15 protein-coding genes and 1 tRNA gene are annotated in these 15,453 nt (G+C 62.1%); 11 read left to right on the top strand and 5 right to left on the bottom strand.

Annotated features, from left to right (window positions below; all coding sequences use genetic code 11):
- Positions 1–22: 22 nt before the first annotated feature.
- Positions 23–508 (bottom strand): Bkd operon transcriptional regulator BkdR, encoded by a 486-nt coding sequence (bkdR, locus tag GIB19_RS08935; protein WP_027593063.1) that lies wholly within the window; start codon positions 506–508, stop codon positions 23–25.
- Between the two features lie 197 nt (positions 509–705).
- Here bkdR and GIB19_RS08930 point away from each other — a divergent pair, with 197 nt between their 5' ends.
- From GIB19_RS08930 to lpdA, 4 genes are read left to right on the top strand one after another with little or no spacing between them, the layout of a single operon-like run.
- Positions 706–1,938 carry a 3-methyl-2-oxobutanoate dehydrogenase (2-methylpropanoyl-transferring) subunit alpha gene (locus tag GIB19_RS08930; RefSeq protein WP_027593064.1) on the top strand — a complete coding sequence of 411 codons (1,233 nt, stop codon included), beginning with the start codon at positions 706–708 and terminating at the stop codon, positions 1,936–1,938.
- 1 nt (position 1,939) lies between these two features.
- Complete coding sequence (locus tag GIB19_RS08925; RefSeq protein ID WP_027593065.1) at positions 1,940–2,998, top strand: alpha-ketoacid dehydrogenase subunit beta; 1,059 nt, start codon at positions 1,940–1,942, stop codon at positions 2,996–2,998.
- Positions 2,999–4,285 (top strand): dihydrolipoamide acetyltransferase family protein, encoded by a 1,287-nt coding sequence (locus GIB19_RS08920; protein WP_274885239.1) that lies wholly within the window; start codon positions 2,999–3,001, stop codon positions 4,283–4,285.
- A 2-nt stretch (positions 4,286–4,287) separates the two neighbouring features.
- Entirely contained in the window at positions 4,288–5,667 is a 1,380-nt protein-coding gene (gene lpdA / locus GIB19_RS08915) for a dihydrolipoyl dehydrogenase (RefSeq protein WP_274885238.1), read from the top strand.
- Between the two features lie 242 nt (positions 5,668–5,909).
- On the opposite strand, the gene GIB19_RS08910 is transcribed toward lpdA, so the two are convergent.
- On the bottom strand, positions 5,910–6,908 hold the full coding sequence (locus tag GIB19_RS08910; protein WP_274885236.1) for a sensor domain-containing diguanylate cyclase: 999 nt from the start codon (positions 6,906–6,908) through the stop codon (positions 5,910–5,912).
- A gap of 215 nt (positions 6,909–7,123) precedes the next feature.
- On the opposite strand from GIB19_RS08910, the gene GIB19_RS08905 reads away from it, so the two are divergent.
- From GIB19_RS08905 to GIB19_RS08880, 6 genes are all read left to right on the top strand, one after another.
- The gene (locus GIB19_RS08905) at positions 7,124–7,639 is read left to right on the top strand and encodes a hypothetical protein (protein WP_274885235.1); all 516 of its coding nucleotides are present in this window, start codon (positions 7,124–7,126) and stop codon (positions 7,637–7,639) included.
- A gap of 125 nt (positions 7,640–7,764) precedes the next feature.
- Positions 7,765–8,385, top strand: coding sequence for a GntR family transcriptional regulator (locus GIB19_RS08900; protein WP_274885234.1), 621 nt, complete (start codon positions 7,765–7,767; stop codon positions 8,383–8,385).
- A gap of 264 nt (positions 8,386–8,649) precedes the next feature.
- On the top strand, positions 8,650–10,023 hold the full coding sequence (gene abaF / locus GIB19_RS08895; protein ID WP_099430119.1) for a fosfomycin efflux MFS transporter AbaF: 1,374 nt from the start codon (positions 8,650–8,652) through the stop codon (positions 10,021–10,023).
- A gap of 37 nt (positions 10,024–10,060) precedes the next feature.
- A complete protein-coding gene (locus GIB19_RS08890) occupies positions 10,061–11,005 on the top strand; it encodes a dihydrodipicolinate synthase family protein (RefSeq protein WP_420876197.1) in 945 nt (314 codons plus the stop codon).
- 140 nt (positions 11,006–11,145) lie between these two features.
- Positions 11,146–11,886 carry an AzlC family ABC transporter permease gene (locus GIB19_RS08885; protein WP_274885232.1) on the top strand — a complete coding sequence of 247 codons (741 nt, stop codon included), beginning with the start codon at positions 11,146–11,148 and terminating at the stop codon, positions 11,884–11,886.
- Positions 11,886–12,212: an AzlD domain-containing protein gene (locus tag GIB19_RS08880; protein ID WP_099430121.1), complete on the top strand. Its 327-nt coding sequence runs from the start codon at positions 11,886–11,888 to the stop codon at positions 12,210–12,212. The genes GIB19_RS08885 and GIB19_RS08880 overlap by 1 nt, the downstream gene beginning before the upstream one ends.
- 69 nt (positions 12,213–12,281) lie before the next feature.
- Here the strand turns inward: GIB19_RS08880 and GIB19_RS08875 are convergent.
- Positions 12,282–12,358 (bottom strand) — tRNA-Arg (locus GIB19_RS08875).
- A 121-nt stretch (positions 12,359–12,479) separates the two neighbouring features.
- Positions 12,480–13,076, bottom strand: a complete 597-nt coding sequence (gene phnN, locus GIB19_RS08870; RefSeq protein WP_274885231.1) for a phosphonate metabolism protein/1,5-bisphosphokinase (PRPP-forming) PhnN — start codon at positions 13,074–13,076, stop codon at positions 12,480–12,482.
- Positions 13,077–13,423: 347 nt separating this feature from the next.
- Between phnN and GIB19_RS08865 the strand changes: the two genes are divergently transcribed.
- Positions 13,424–13,750 (top strand): Arc family DNA-binding protein, encoded by a 327-nt coding sequence (locus GIB19_RS08865; RefSeq protein WP_003254499.1) that lies wholly within the window; start codon positions 13,424–13,426, stop codon positions 13,748–13,750.
- A 191-nt stretch (positions 13,751–13,941) separates the two neighbouring features.
- Here the strand turns inward: GIB19_RS08865 and mgtE are convergent, their stop codons facing one another.
- Positions 13,942–15,384 carry a magnesium transporter gene (gene mgtE, locus GIB19_RS08860; RefSeq protein WP_027593075.1) on the bottom strand — a complete coding sequence of 481 codons (1,443 nt, stop codon included), beginning with the start codon at positions 15,382–15,384 and terminating at the stop codon, positions 13,942–13,944.
- Positions 15,385–15,453: the final 69 nt, after the last annotated feature.

Genomic DNA, 15,453 nt, shown 5'->3' with positions numbered 1-15,453 from the left:
GGTGTGTGTAATTCCGCTTCCCTTATTCGCGCAGGGTCATCCCATTCGCTGGCAATGGCAGCGCCGTTTTATAGCGCACCTGCTTCAAGGCAAAACTCGACCGGATATTCGCCACGCCCGGCAACCGCGTCAGGTAATCGAGAAAGCGCTCCAGCGCTTGAATACTGGGCAGCAGCACCCGCAGCAGGTAATCCGGGTCGCCCGTCATCAGGTAGCACTCCATCACCTCGGGGCGCTCGGCGATCTCTTCCTCAAAGCGGTGCAGCGACTGCTCGACCTGTTTTTCCAGGCTCACATGGATGAACACATTCACGTCCAGCCCCAACGCCTCCGGCGACAACAAGGTCACCTGCTGGCGGATCACCCCCAGCTCTTCCATGGCCTTGACCCGATTAAAACAGGGGGTGGGCGACAGGTTCACCGAGCGCGCCAGCTCCGCGTTGGTGATGCGGGCGTTTTCCTGAAGGCTGTTGAGAATACCGATATCGGTACGATCGAGTTTGCGCATGAGACAAATTCACCGGTTTTTTGTGTTTATGCGGAATGTTTATCTGCGCCCGTCAGCAAAGGCAACCAACTTGAGAGAAAAATTCTCCTGCCGTGCCACTAAGATGTAGGTGACGCTGACTTACCAGTCACAAGCCGGTACTCAGCGGCGGCCGCTTCAGAGCTCACAAAAACAACATTCGAGCGAGCGTAAAAAGCATGAACGAGTACGCCCCCCTGCGTTTGCATGTGCCCGAGCCCACCGGCCGGCCAGGCTGCCAGACCGATTTTTCCTACCTGCGTCTGAACGATGCAGGTGTTGTCCGCAAACCGTCCATCGACGTCGACGCTGCCGACACCGCAGAGCTGTCCAACAGCCTGATCCGCGTGTTGGACGCGCACGGTGACGCCCTCGGCCCATGGGCCGAAGACATCGACCCGCAGGTGCTGCGCCAAGGCATGCGCGCCATGCTCAAGACGCGCATCTTCGACAGCCGCATGGTGGTTGCCCAGCGCCAGAAAAAGATGTCCTTCTACATGCAGAGCCTGGGCGAGGAAGCCATCGGCAGCGCCCAGGCCCTGGCCCTGAACCGCACCGACATGTGCTTCCCCACCTACCGCCAGCAGAGCATCCTGATGGCCCGCGACGTGTCGCTGGTGGAGATGATCTGCCAGTTGCTGTCCAACGAGCGCGACCCGCTCAAGGGGCGCCAGCTGCCGATCATGTATTCGGTACGCGAGGCCGGCTTCTTCACCATCAGCGGCAACCTGGCGACCCAATTCGTGCAGGCGGTCGGCTGGGCCATGGCCTCGGCGATCAAGGGCGATACCAAGATCGCCTCAGCCTGGATCGGCGACGGCGCTACCGCCGAGTCGGACTTCCACACCGCCCTGACCTTTGCCCACGTGTACCGCGCGCCGGTGATCCTCAACGTGGTCAACAACCAGTGGGCGATCTCCACCTTCCAAGCCATTGCTGGCGGTGAATCGACCACCTTCGCCGGCCGTGGCGTGGGCTGCGGTATCGCCTCCCTGCGCGTCGACGGCAACGACTTCGTCGCTGTGTACGCGGCCTCGCGCTGGGCCGCCGAACGCGCCCGCCGTGGCCTGGGCCCGTGCCTGATCGAATGGGTCACCTACCGTGCCGGCCCGCACTCCACCTCCGACGACCCGTCCAAGTACCGCCCTGCCGATGACTGGAGCCACTTCCCGCTGGGCGACCCGATCGCCCGCCTGAAGCAGCACCTGATCAAGATCGGCCACTGGTCCGAGGAAGAACACCAGGCGGTCACCGCCGAGTTCGAGGCTGCGGTCATCGCCGCGCAGAAGGAAGCTGAACAGTACGGCACCCTGGCCAACGGCCATATCCCGAGCGCGGCCTCGATGTTCGAGGACGTGTACAAGGAAATGCCCGAACACCTGCGCCGTCAACGCCAGGAACTGGGGGTTTGAGATGAACGACCATAACAACAGCATCAACCCGGAAACCGCCATGGCCACCACTACCATGACCATGATCCAGGCCCTGCGCTCGGCCATGGATATCATGCTCGAGCGTGACGACAATGTCGTGATCTACGGCCAGGACGTCGGCTACTTCGGTGGCGTGTTCCGCTGCACCGAAGGCTTGCAGACCAAGTACGGCAAGTCGCGCGTGTTCGACGCCCCGATCTCGGAAAGCGGCATCGTCGGCACTGCCGTGGGCATGGGCGCCTACGGCCTGCGCCCGGTGGTGGAAATCCAGTTTGCCGACTACTTCTACCCGGCCTCCGACCAGATCGTGTCGGAAATGGCCCGCCTGCGCTATCGCTCGGCCGGCGAGTTCATCTCCCCGCTGACCCTGCGCATGCCCTGCGGTGGCGGCATCTATGGCGGCCAAACGCACAGCCAGAGCCCCGAAGCGATGTTCACCCAGGTGTGCGGGCTGCGCACCGTCATGCCGTCCAACCCCTATGACGCCAAGGGCCTGCTGATCGCCTCGATCGAATGCGACGACCCGGTCATCTTCCTTGAGCCAAAACGCCTCTACAACGGCCCGTTCGACGGCCACCACGACCGCCCTGTGACGCCGTGGTCCAAGCACCCGCACAGCGCCGTACCGGATGGCTATTACACCGTGCCGCTGGACAAGGCGGCAATCACCCGCCCCGGCAGCGACGTTACCGTGCTGACGTATGGCACCACGGTCTACGTGGCCCAAGTGGCTGCCGAAGAAACCGGCGTCGATGCCGAAGTCATCGACCTGCGCAGCCTGTGGCCGCTAGACCTGGAGACCATCGTCGAGTCGGTGAAAAAGACCGGCCGTTGCGTGGTGGTGCACGAGGCTACCCGTACCTGCGGTTTCGGTGCCGAGCTGGTGGCGCTGGTTCAGGAGCACTGCTTCCATCACCTCGAAGCGCCGATCGAGCGCGTCACCGGTTGGGACACCCCCTACCCTCACGCACAGGAATGGGCTTACTTCCCAGGGCCTTCGCGGGTAGGTGCGGCATTGAAACGGGTCATGGAGGTCTGAATGGGCACGCACGTCATCAAGATGCCGGACATTGGCGAAGGCATCGCGCAAGTCGAGTTGGTCGAGTGGTTCGTCAAGGTCGGCGACGTGATCGCCGAAGACCAGGTGGTGGCCGATGTCATGACCGACAAGGCGACCGTGGAAATCCCTTCGCCGGTCAGCGGCAAGGTATTGGCCCTGGGTGGCCAGCCGGGTGAAGTGATGGCGGTCGGCAGCGAGCTGATCCGCATCGAAGTGGAAGGTAGCGGCAACCATGTCGACGCGCCGCAGGGCAAGCCCGCTGAAGCCAAGCCCGTCGAGCCAGTGGCCGCACCAGTAGCCAACACACCGCCAGCGCGTGCCGCAGTCGCAGCGCCGGCCTGCCAGGCTGCAGCCACCGCCACAGCCGCGCCCATCGTGCCGCGCCAGGCGGGCGACAAGCCGCTGGCCTCCCCGGCTGTGCGTAAGCGTGCACTGGATACCGGCATCGAGCTGCGCTACGTGCATGGCAGCGGCCCAGCCGGGCGCATCCTTCACGAAGACCTCGATGCCTTCATGAGCAAGCCACAGACCGCCGCCGGGCAAGCGCCCAGTGGCTACGCCAAGCGTACCGACAGCGAGCAGGTGCAAGTCATCGGCCTGCGCCGCAAAATCGCCCAGCGCATGCAGGACGCCAAGCGCCGGGTCGCGCATTTCAGCTACGTCGAAGAGATCGACGTCACGGCCCTGGAAGCCCTGCGCCAGCAGCTCAACCAGAAGCACGGCGACAGCCGCGGCAAGCTGACCCTGCTGCCGTTTTTGGTCCGCGCGTTGGTAGTGGCCCTGCGCGACTTCCCGCAGATCAACGCCACCTATGACGACGAAGCGCAAGTCATCACCCGCCATGGCGCGGTGCATGTGGGCATCGCCACCCAAGGCGACAATGGCCTGATGGTACCGGTACTGCGCCATGCCGAAGCCGGCAGCCTGTGGGGCAATGCCAGCGAGATCGGCCGTTTGGCGACCGCCGCGCGCAGCAACAAGGCCAGCCGCGAGGAACTGTCCGGCTCGACCATCACCCTGACCAGCCTCGGCGCGTTGGGCGGCATCGTCAGTACCCCGGTGGTCAACACCCCGGAAGTGGCGATCGTCGGCGTCAACCGCATGGTCGAGCGGCCGATGGTGATCGACGGCCAGATCGTCATACGCAAGATGATGAACCTGTCCAGCTCGTTCGACCACCGGGTGGTCGACGGCATGGATGCTGCGCTGTTCATCCAGGCCGTGCGTGGCCTGCTTGAGCAACCCGCCTGCCTGTTCGTGGAGTGAGCATGCAACAGACTATCGAAACCACCCTGCTGATCATCGGCGGCGGCCCTGGCGGCTATGTGGCCGCCATCCGCGCCGGGCAACTGGGTATTCCCACCGTGCTGGTGGAAGGCCAGGCGTTGGGCGGCACTTGCCTCAACGTTGGCTGCATTCCGTCCAAGGCGTTGATTCATGTCGCCGAGCAGTTCCACCAGACTTCGCGCTACACCGAGCCATCGGCACTGGGCATCAGTGTCAGCTCACCGCGCCTGGACATCACCCGCAGCGTGGCCTGGAAAGACGGCATCGTCGACCGCCTGACCACCGGGGTGGCTGCCTTGCTGAAAAAGCACGGGGTCAAGGTGATCCATGGCTGGGCGAAGGTCCTCGACGGCAAGCATGTCGACGTCGACGGCCAACGCATCCAGTGCGAGCACCTGTTGCTGGCCACAGGTTCCAACAGCGTCGAACTGCCGATGCTGCCGCTGGGCGGGCCGATCATTTCCTCGACCGAAGCGCTGGCACCCGAAACCTTGCCGCAGCATCTGGTTGTGGTGGGCGGTGGTTATATCGGCCTGGAGCTGGGTATCGCCTACCGCAAGCTGGGCGCGCAGGTGAGCGTGGTGGAAGCGCGCGAGCGCATCCTGCCGACCTACGACAGCGAACTAACCGCCCCAGTGGCCGAGGCGCTGAAGAAGCTGGGCATCGCCGTGCACCTGGGCCATAACGTCGAGGGATACGAGAACGGTTGCCTGCTGGCCCGTGACGGCCAGGGCCAGCAACTGCGCCTGGAGGCCGACCGGGTGCTGGTGGCTGTGGGCCGGCGCCCGCGTACTCATGGCTTCAACCTTGAATCGCTGGAACTGAAGATGAACGGCGCCGCCATCGCCATCGACGAACGCTGCCAGACCAGCATGCGCAATGTCTGGGCCATCGGCGACGTGGCGGGTGAACCGATGCTCGCACACCGGGCCATGGCCCAGGGCGAGATGGTTGCCGAGATCATTGCCGGCAAGGCACGGCGCTTCGAGCCGAATGCGATCGCCGCGGTGTGCTTCACCGACCCGGAAATCGTGGTGGTCGGCAAGACACCGGAGCAAGCCAGCCAACAAGACCTGGACTGCATCGTGGCGCAGTTCCCGTTCGCGGCCAATGGGCGGGCCATGAGCCTTGAGTCGAAAGCCGGCTTCGTTCGCGTGGTGGCGCGGCGCGACAATCACCTGATCTTGGGTTGGCAGGCGGTTGGCGTGGCGGTCTCGGAACTGTCCACGGCGTTTGCACAATCGCTGGAAATGGGCGCTTGCCTTGAGGACATCGCCGGTACCATCCACGCCCACCCGACGCTGGGTGAAGCGGTACAGGAAGCTGCGTTGCGCGCACTGGGCCACGCCTTGCATATCTGACACTGAAGCGGCTGAGGCCGATTTGGCCCGCTGCGCCGCAAGGCGCCGCGGGTCTTTTTTCTTTCGCTCAGCGGGACCTGTGGCGGCCAAAGGGGCCGCTGCGCAGCCCATCGCAGCGGTTCGGCGCACCGACAAGCCAGCTCCTACAGGTACAGCGTAGACCTTGGGAATGGCGCGATCCTTGTAGGAGCTGGCTTGCCTGCGATGGGCTGCGCAGCGGCCCCAATTCACGCATCGTCAGCTCACTCAGCTATCGCATTCTTGCCCGCACCCTTGGCGCGATACAGGGCCTTGTCGGCACGGGCCAACAAATCATCCGGGTCTTCACCCTCCTGCCACTGCACCACCCCATAGCTCATGGTCAGGCAACACTCGCCAACCGGCTCCACCTGCTCCATTACCTGACGCAACCGTGCGGCCACTTCAAGCGCATCGTCCAGCGCCGTCTGCGGCAGCACGATCACGAACTCGTCACCGCCCCAGCGCGCCAGCAGGTCATGCTCGCGCAGGCAGGTGCGCAGGTTGTCGGCCACCTGCACCAACGCCGCATCGCCACGGGCATGGCCGTAGTGGTCGTTGATCGGCTTGAAGTCATCCACGTCCATGGCAATCAGCGACAAGGGCTGGCGGAAGCGCTGGGCGCGCTCGCACTCTTGCTGCAACACCTTTTCCAGCCGGTACCGATTGGCGATGCGGGTCAGTGCATCGCGCTCGGCCAGCTCGCGGTTTTCATCCAGCTGACGCTGCAATTGCTGATTGACCCAGGACAGCTCGCGGGTGCGCTCGGCCACCAGGGTTTCCAGCGACAGGTTCTGCTGCTCAAGCTGGGCCACCCGCCGCTTGCCGGCATCGATATTGCGGTGGGCGCCAAGCATGCGGGCCACCGAGCCGTCGTCGTTGCGGGCGATGATGTAGCCGCTGTCTTCGATCCACAGGTAGCTGCCATCCTGGCAGCGGCAGCGGTACTCGATCAGGTAGCGCTCGTTGCGGTGATTGATGTAGGCCTCGAAATGCGCCATGACCCGCGGGTAGTCCTCCGGGTGAATCACGCTTTCCCAGGTGAGCACCGAGTTGGCCATGGAATGGCTGGCATAGCCAAGCATGGCGTACCAGCCTGGGTTGCGGTAGACGTAGCCGGTGTTGGCATTCCAGTCCCAGATGCCGTCACTGACCAACTCGAACAAGGTCTGCAGCTGCTGCTCACTGAAACCGGCGGGTGCCGGCATGGTTTCCTGACTCATGGACGCTCTCCCTGATGCCCAGCAACTGCGCTCCGTTCAAGGGGCTGCCGACAGTATTGATGGTTGCCGCATGCGGCAAGGCAATGCCTCTGACGGGCAAGCATATGCCCAGCGGGAAGTAACCGGAATAGGCCCAAAGCCCTATTTTGCGCCTGTTCAGTGCTGGCATGGCTTTTGCGCGTAATGCCTGCCAATAAGATTTCCAAGGAGGAAACATGATAATCGCCCACAACGGCGTCAGCTGGCAGCCCACCGCTCACCAACCCCAGCGCGTCACTGATGAACAGGCCGTTGCCCAGGCCGCGCAACTGCGCGCGCCAGTGGCTACCGGCAACGCCGCAGCGCAACAGCACAATCAAAGCAATACCTCACAGCAAAACGCCGAGGATGCACGCGAAGAAGCCTTTGCCAAACTCAAGGTAGCGCTGCAAAACCCTGAGGCCGCTGCGCGCCAGCAAACCGGTGCTGAAACAGAGGCGACCAGCAGCGCCCTGCAAGCGTTTCGGGAGTACATGGCCAAGTCGCCTGGCGAGATGATGAAGGAAAAATTACTGCGTGAGATCGGCATGACGCCAGAGGAGTACGATGCCTTGCCGCCGGAGATGAAGGCAAAGGTCGACGAACTGATCGCCCAGCGCATGAAAGAGGACATGCACCAAAAGGTACAAGCGAAGATCGAGGAGCAGGTCGCCGCATCGGAAGATGAGGAACTGGCAGCCAGGCAGGTGTGAGGCCGCGGCGGCGCGTGATTTGGATAGCCCTGGGTTTCGTATAAGATATCCGCAATGCCCACCTGCTGGAAAATCCTGTGCCGCTGCCGTCGTTCAAAGCCACCAACCTGGGGGCAACCCCTTCAATGTCCGAAATCATCGCCAAGCACCTGCGTGAGGCGATCATTTCAGGCCAGCTCGCCGAAGGCGAACCCGTGCGCCAGGACGAAGTGGCGCAAGCCTTCAATGTCAGCAAGATTCCTGTGCGTGAAGCCTTGAAACGCCTTGAAGCGGAAGGCCTAGTGGACTTTCATCGTAACCGCGGCGCACTGGTCACGCGCATCTCGGAGCCGGAACTGGCGCAAATGTTCGAGGTAAGGGTGCTACTGGAAGTGAAGGCGATCCGCCTGGCGGTCCCCAACATGACCGAAGAGCATTTTGCCCGTGCCGAAGCCATCTGCGCAGAGTTCATCGGCGAGGATGACATCGGCCGTTGGGCCGACCTCAACTGGGCGTTGCACGCTTGTTTGTACGAGCCTGCGAAACGCCCCTACCTGATCGGCCTGATTCGCTCCATCCATGACAAGGTCGAACGGTATTTGCGTATGCAGATGAGTTTGTCGGCGGGCAAGGACCGGGCCGATCACGAGCATCGCGATATCGTCGCCGCCTGCCGTGCGCGGGATGTGGAGCTGGCCGCTCGGCTGATCGAAGCGCACATCAATGGTGTGTGCCAAAGCCTTTACGATCACCTGCCCCATAACTGACTCACTCACCCACCGCGCGCCCTTTGTAGGAGCAGCCTTGTGCTGCGAAGAGGCCCGTAATAGCCCCGTAAATCTCCGCCGACAGCACCGGCCTCTTCGCAGCACAAGGCTGCTCCTACACGCCATACCGAGACCGGCCTGTTTGGCTTCGTTTTTGCTTATCTAGATATCGTATACGAAATACCATATAAGGAATGCACGGCACCCAATCGATGCCGAACTGCCTACTCCTTCTTCCAATAATACGTATCGGAGTGCAAAACGATGGCCACACCCTCAACGGCGGCATCAGTGAATGCCGTGAACACAGCAGACAAGGCGCCTGCGGGCATCAAACGTGTGGTGGCAGCCGCGATGGCGGGCGCTGTTGCCGAGTGGTACGAGTTCTTTCTCTATGGCACAGCATCGGCCTTGGTGTTCGGCCAGCTGTTCTTCCGCCAGACCGGCAGTGCGATGGACGGCATCATCGCGGCTTTCGCCCTTTACGCCGTGGGCTTTCTCGCACGCCCCATCGGCGGCTTGGTGTTTGGCCACTACGGCGACAAGGTCGGCCGCAAGCACCTGCTGCAGATCAGCCTGATCGTCGTCGGGGTGACTACCTTCCTGATGGGCTGCTTGCCCACCTTCGAACGCATCGGCTACGCCGCCCCCATCTTGCTGGTGGTACTGAGGTTGATCCAGGGCTTTGCCTTTGGCGGTGAATGGGGCGGCGCGGTATTGCTGGTGTCCGAACACAGCCCGGACAACCGCCGCGGCTTCTGGGCCAGCTGGCCGCAAGCCGGCGTGCCAGCAGGCAACCTGATTGCCACGGTCATCCTCCTGCTGCTCTCCACCAACCTGACCGAAGCGCAGTTCCTGGACTGGGGCTGGCGCGTTGCGTTCTGGTTCTCGGCCGTGGTCGTGCTGATTGGCTACTGGATCCGTACCCGGGTCGACGATGCGCCCATCTTCAAAGAAGCCCAGGCCCGCCAGCAGTTGATGGAAAGCCAGCAACTGGGCGTGGTCGAGGTGGTCACCAAATACTGGCGCGAGGTGCTGATCGGCATTGGTGCACGGTTTGCCGAAAACATTCTGTACTACATCGTCGTCACCTTCTCCATCACCTACCTGAAGCTGGTGGTGCACAAGGACACGTCACAGATCCTGCTGCTGATGTTTGGCGCTCACCTGCTGCACTTCTTCATGATCCCGTTCATGGGCTACCTCTCGGACATCATCGGGCGCAAGCCTGTGTACCTGATCGGCGCCGTGCTCACCGCCTTCTGGGGGTTCATCGGCTTCCCGATGATGGACACCGGCAACAACTGGCTGATCATGGCCGCCATCACCCTGGGCCTGGCCATCGAGTCGATGACCTACGCGCCCTACTCCGCCCTGATGGCCGAGCTGTTCCCCACCCATGTGCGCTACACCGCCCTGTCGCTGTGCTACCAGGTCGCGCCAATCCTCGCCGGTTCGCTGGCCCCGCTGATCGCAGTGACCCTGCTCAAGGAATACAACAGTTCCACACCGATCGCCTGGTACCTGGTGGCCTCCGCCGTGATCTCGATCATTGCCGTCGCCGGCGCCAGGGAGACACGCGGCAAATCACTGCGGGCGGTGGACGAAGAGTCCGTGGCGCGCACTGCCAAGCGCTGACCGACCAACAAGAACGACAACTCTCGAGGTAATGACCATGAGCAACATCTTCACCGGCACCATCCCCGCACTGATGACCCCGTGCACCCCGGACCGCAAACCGGACTTCGACGCGCTGGTACGCAAAGGCCGCGAGCTGATAGACGCCGGCATGAGCGCCGTGGTGTATTGCGGCTCGATGGGCGACTGGCCGCTGCTGACCGAGGCCGAGCGCCAGGAAGGCGTGGCCCGCCTGGTCGCCGCCGGCATCCCGACCATCGTTGGCACCGGCGCGGTCAATTCCCGCGAAGCCGTGGCCCATGCCGCCCATGCCGCCAAAGTCGGCGCCCAGGGCTTGATGGTGATCCCCCGCGTGCTGTCCCGCGGCGCCTCCGCGGTAGCCCAAAAGGCCCACTTCAAGGCCATTCTCGACGCTGCCCCTCAGCTGCCGGCGGTGATCTACAACAGCCCGTACTATGGTTTCGCGACCCGCGCCGACCTGTTTTTCGACCTGCGCCGCGAACACCCGAACCTGATCGGCTTCAAGGAATTCGGCGGCGGTGCCGACCTGCGCTATGCCGCAGAATTCATCACCTCCAAAGATGACGACGTGACCTTGATGGTGGGCGTCGATACCCAGGTGGTGCACGGTTTCGTCAACTGCAATGCCACCGGCGCCATCACCGGCATCGGCAATGCCCTGCCGCGCGAAGTGCTGCACCTGGTCGCGCTGGCCAAACGCGCAGCCAAAGGCGATGCAAAAGCGCGCCGGCTGGCCGGCGAGCTGGAAGCGGCCCTGGCCGTGCTGTCGTCGTTCGATGAAGGCTGCGACCTGGTCCTGTACTACAAGCACCTGATGGTGCTCAATGGCGACCAGGAATACGCCCTGCACTTCAACGAAAGCGATGCATTGAGCGACGCCCAACGCCGCTATGCCGAACAGCAGTACGCGTTGTTCCGCACCTGGTACGCCGATTGGTCCGCGGCCAACAACATAGATTGACCGCGCTGATCCATCGTTGAGCAATGCCCCCTTCCTCTGGCAGGGGGCGACACCTTGAACACGCAGCCATTGCGGGCAACTTTCACGCGCATTACCTTGGGAGCGAGCATCCCCCTCCCGTACACCGTCAAGGAATTCAAATGCCGTACCCCAGCGCGACCCAAGCGTTCAGACAGGGCGCCCACAGCGTCCTGCCATTGACCTCCGGGGTCGTACCCTTTGGTTTGATCACGGGGGTCACCGCCATCGGCATGGGCCTGTCGCCCGCCGATGCCATCGGCATGACGCTGCTGTTCTATTCAGGCTCCGCGCAGATGGTAGTGATGCAATTGATGCAAAGCGGCGCCCTGCCGGTGACGATGGTAGTCACGGCGCTGGTGATCAACCTTCGCTTCCTGATGTACAGCGCCAGCCTCGCCCCGCACCTGAGCCACCTGCCATGGCGCCACAAATGGCCGATGGCCTACCTGCTTTCCGACCAATCCTTTGCCTTGTGCTCATTGAAGATGTCTTCAGGCGAGCTCGGGCGCTTCGCCTTTCACTACTACGCTGGCACGGCGATTACCATGTGGTTTGGCTGGAACCTTTCGGTGCTTGCCGGCATGTACCTGGGCGCGGGTATCCCCGAAGACTGGTCGCTGGGCTTTGCCATCCCTTTGTCGTTCCTGGCGCTGCTGATCCCCAGCATCCGTAACCGGGCGACGCTCGGCGCCGCGCTGACCGGCGGGCTGCTCGCGGTGCTGGCGGTCGACCTGCCTTATAACCTGGGCCTGTTGGCGGGTGCATTGGGTGGGATCATCGCCGGCTTGACCCTCGAGAACCTGCAGAAAACAAAACCCGTACAGCCCGTGGCGGATGAACACATCGAGCAGGACGCATGATGAGCGAAATGAGCCAGTGGATTACCTTCCTGCTGATCGGCCTGGGCACCTTCGCGGTCCGGTTGTCGTTCATCGAGTTCTACACCGTGCTGCGCATCCCGCCGCTGTTTCGCCGCGCGTTGGCCTATGTGCCAGCCAGCGTGCTGGCTGCACTGGTGCTGCCGGCCGTGGTGTTCCCTGACCGGCACGCCGACTTCGACTGGATGAACCCGCAAATTCCCGCCGCGATACTGGCGGGCCTAGTGGCCTGGCGTACGCGCAGCACGCTGTTGACGCTGGGCGTGGGCATGGGCGCGCTGTGGGCATTGAAGCACTGGGGGCTGTAGGCAAAGCGCGCGCACGTCTGCCGACAAAAGCGTCGGAGGGCGATGAAGGTGTGGGATCGTTTTGAAGAATGGCGTCCCAGGCAGGAATTGAACCTGCAACCTTCCCCTTAGGAGGGGGATGCTCTATCCAATTGAGCTACTGAGACGCAAGAACCGGGCAGTGAACACTGCACGGTTGGACGGCCAGCATGTTAACCAGCATGCTGCCGTTTGTCATGCTGCAACAGGCCTTTTTCACGTAATCCTTTTCTGCGGTTCCGTGGCTGGTTAGTCCAGGTACGGAATCACGCCTTCATCATGAAGCAGTTTGAACAACCCGGTAACCGCTGCCTCGAGCGTAGTGGAATTGTCCAGCACATGCACAGCAGGGTCATCGAAGGCTTGCAGCCCCGCATTACGCGCCAACCGCTGTTCGATCTCGTCCGGGGTTTCCCTGCCTCTGGCCAGCAAGCGCTGGCGCAATACCTGGGGCTTCACATCAATGAGCACTGCCAGAAGATCTGGGTACCGCCGCCGCGCTTCAGCCAGATAGGCACGAGAGCCGTTCACCAGCACCGCGCTGCCCGCTTCCAGCCATTGATCAACGTGCTGCGCGATCCCGTAGTTCAGCCCATTGGCTTGCCAATGCATGGCAAAGGCACCCTGCGCACGCATCGCTTCGAACTGTTGGGCAGTGACGCCTTGGGCTGCTTCGCCCTTGGCTTCGGCCGAGCGCGTGATGATGCGGCGAGCAATTTTTACCCCGGCAGCAGTGAGTTGCTCGCGCGCGGCATCGATCAGGGAATCTTTCCCTGAACCCGACGGTCCTATCAGAAATATCAGGCGGCCTGTCGCTGATCGCCGTGCGCTTGCGTCATGTTGCATAGCCACTATGCTCTATGGAAGGAAACCCGCGCATTCTAGGAGTTTTCTTGGCCTTTTGCTGCGTTTTACCAGTTTTTGACGGCAGAAGACTGACGGCGGGACAAGTCGGAGCATGTAAAACTTTTCAAACCAGTGCTCATTTCTGATAATTGGTACTGGCAGAAAGCCTTTACCGGGCTCACTATTTGTCACAGAATTGACGCCAAGGAAACGGCGACCATGAGGCAAGATGAGCATCCAATTTTCCACGAGGGTTGAACATTTTGTTGTCGCCACGGTCGTATTTCCACCCCGTGCGGCCAATTTGAGAACCGCGTCCCCTGAACCAGTAAATCCGGTCAATTTATATGCGCCCAATGAAACAGGCTATTTACTCCAGCCGCACCGCTGACAAGTTTGTCGTCCGCCTGCCAGATGGGATGCGTGAGCGCATTGCCGAGGTAGCGCGCAACCATCACCGCAGCATGAACTCCGAGATCATCGCGCGCCTGGAACAGAGCCTTATCCAGGAAGGCGCGTTGGGTGACGAGCTGAGCATGCGCCTGGACAGCCCTGAACTGTCCCTGCATGAGCGCGAGTTGCTGCAACGCTTCCGCCAACTGTCCCACCGCCAGCAGAACGCTCTGGTCGCCCTCATCGCTCACGATGTAGAAATGGCCGCCGACGCTTCCTGAAGGTTGCCAGCGAACACAAAAAAGCCAGCGTAAGCTGGCTTTTTTATTGTTCGTCACATCATTAGCAATCGCCTGTAGGAGCAGCCTTGCGCTGCGAAGAGGCCAGTGACAACGCCATGAATGTTGGCTGCTATCAGGGCCTCTTCGCAGCACAAGGCTGCTCCTACAGGCCATGGGCTGGCCCCCACGAATTAGAGCAGGAACAGCGTCGCCAAGCCCAGGAAGATGAAGAACCCGCCGCTGTCGGTCACTGCCGTGATCATCACGCTGGAGCCCATCGCCGGATCGCGCCCCAGGCGTGTCAGGGTCATCGGGATCAACACCCCCATCAACGCTGCCAACAGCAGGTTCAAGGTCATTGCCGCGGTCATCACCAGGCCCAACGACCAACTGCCATACAGCCAGAACGCCACCGCACCGATCACGCCACCCCAGATCAAGCCGTTGAGCAACGATACGGCCAGCTCCTTGCGCATCAGGCGGCTGGTATTGCCCGGCGACACCTGGTCCAGCGCCATCGCACGCACGATCATGGTGATGGTCTGATTGCCAGAGTTGCCACCGATACCTGCCACGATTGGCATCAAGGCGGCCAGTGCCACCAGCTTCTCGATCGACCCCTCGAACAGGCCGATCACCCGCGAAGCCAGGAATGCAGTAATCAGGTTGATGGCCAGCCACGCCCAACGGTTGCGCAGCGAACGCCAGACCGAGGCGAAGATGTCTTCTTCTTCGCGCAGGCCGGCCATGTTCAGCACTTCGCTCTCGCTCTCTTCACGAATCAGGTCGACCATTTCGTCAATGGTCAGACGGCCGATCAGGCGATCGCTCTTGTCCACCACCGGGGCGGATACCAAGTCGTAACGCTCAAAGGCTTGAGCCGCGTCGTAGGCATCTTCCTCGGGGTGGAAGGACACAGGGTCAGTCGCCATGACCTCTGCCACCTTCTTGTCCGGGTCGTTGACCAGCAGGCGCTTGATGGGCAGCACGCCCTTGAGAATGCCGTCATAGTCGACCACGAACAGTTTGTCGGTGTGGTTCGGCAGCTCTTTCAGGCGGCGCAGGTAACGCAATACGACTTCGAGGCTGACGTCTTCGCGGATGGTGACCATCTCGAAGTCCATCAACGCACCGACCTGCTCCTCGTCGTAGCTCAGCGCCGAACGCACACGTTCGCGTTGCTGGGCATCGAGGGTTTCCATCAACTCGTGAACGACGTCGCGCGGCAGCTCGGGTGCCAGGTCGGCCAGCTCGTCGGCGTCCATTTCCTTGGCAGCGGCGAGCAGTTCGTGATCGTCCATGTCGGCGATCAGCGATTGGCGAACCGAATCGGATACTTCAAGCAGGATGTCGCCGTCGCGGTCCGAGCGCACCAGCTGCCAGACCGTCAGGCGGTCTTCCAGGGGCAATGCTTCGAGGATGTAGGCGACGTCGGCGGGGTGCAGGTCATCGAGCTTGCGCTGCAGCTCAACGAGGTTCTGGCGGTGGACGAGGTTTTCGACCAGGTCGTGATGAGCACCCTCCTGGCGGTGGGTGAGGTCTTCGACGACGCGCTGGCGCTGCAGCAGTTCAACCACCTGAGCCAGGCGATCCTGCAGGCTCTCTTGCGCTTTCTTTACTTCTACTTCAGTCATAGGCGAACTCCACTCCCAGCAGCGGAGCACGCCGGGGGAATCAATCGGTCAGATCTTTCTGTATGAATC

Source organism: Pseudomonas sp. ITEM 17296, from assembly GCF_028895205.1.
GTDB classification, from domain to species: domain Bacteria; phylum Pseudomonadota; class Gammaproteobacteria; order Pseudomonadales; family Pseudomonadaceae; genus Aquipseudomonas; species Aquipseudomonas kermanshahensis.
The sequence above is the reverse complement of the archived record's forward strand: the minus strand, read 5'-3'. Positions and strand labels throughout refer to the sequence as shown.

Excerpts from the sequence above, each read along its gene's own strand:
- abaF (WP_099430119.1), top strand. The coding sequence starts at position 8,650 with ATGGCCACACCCTCAACGGCGGCATCAGTGAATGCCGTGAACACAGCA.
- GIB19_RS08900 (WP_274885234.1), top strand. The coding sequence starts at position 7,765 with ATGTCCGAAATCATCGCCAAGCACCTGCGTGAGGCGATCATTTCAGGC.
- GIB19_RS08865 (WP_003254499.1), top strand. The coding sequence starts at position 13,424 with ATGCGCCCAATGAAACAGGCTATTTACTCCAGCCGCACCGCTGACAAG.
- mgtE (WP_027593075.1), bottom strand. The coding sequence starts at position 15,384 with ATGACTGAAGTAGAAGTAAAGAAAGCGCAAGAGAGCCTGCAGGATCGC.
- GIB19_RS08920 (WP_274885239.1), top strand. The coding sequence starts at position 2,999 with ATGGGCACGCACGTCATCAAGATGCCGGACATTGGCGAAGGCATCGCG.
- GIB19_RS08890 (WP_420876197.1), top strand. The coding sequence starts at position 10,061 with ATGAGCAACATCTTCACCGGCACCATCCCCGCACTGATGACCCCGTGC.
- lpdA (WP_274885238.1), top strand. The coding sequence starts at position 4,288 with ATGCAACAGACTATCGAAACCACCCTGCTGATCATCGGCGGCGGCCCT.
- GIB19_RS08880 (WP_099430121.1), top strand. The coding sequence starts at position 11,886 with ATGAGCGAAATGAGCCAGTGGATTACCTTCCTGCTGATCGGCCTGGGC.
- GIB19_RS08885 (WP_274885232.1), top strand. The coding sequence starts at position 11,146 with ATGCCGTACCCCAGCGCGACCCAAGCGTTCAGACAGGGCGCCCACAGC.
- GIB19_RS08930 (WP_027593064.1), top strand. The coding sequence starts at position 706 with ATGAACGAGTACGCCCCCCTGCGTTTGCATGTGCCCGAGCCCACCGGC.
- GIB19_RS08910 (WP_274885236.1), bottom strand. The coding sequence starts at position 6,908 with ATGAGTCAGGAAACCATGCCGGCACCCGCCGGTTTCAGTGAGCAGCAG.
- GIB19_RS08905 (WP_274885235.1), top strand. The coding sequence starts at position 7,124 with ATGATAATCGCCCACAACGGCGTCAGCTGGCAGCCCACCGCTCACCAA.
- bkdR (WP_027593063.1), bottom strand. The coding sequence starts at position 508 with ATGCGCAAACTCGATCGTACCGATATCGGTATTCTCAACAGCCTTCAG.
- GIB19_RS08925 (WP_027593065.1), top strand. The coding sequence starts at position 1,940 with ATGAACGACCATAACAACAGCATCAACCCGGAAACCGCCATGGCCACC.
- phnN (WP_274885231.1), bottom strand. The coding sequence starts at position 13,076 with ATGCAACATGACGCAAGCGCACGGCGATCAGCGACAGGCCGCCTGATA.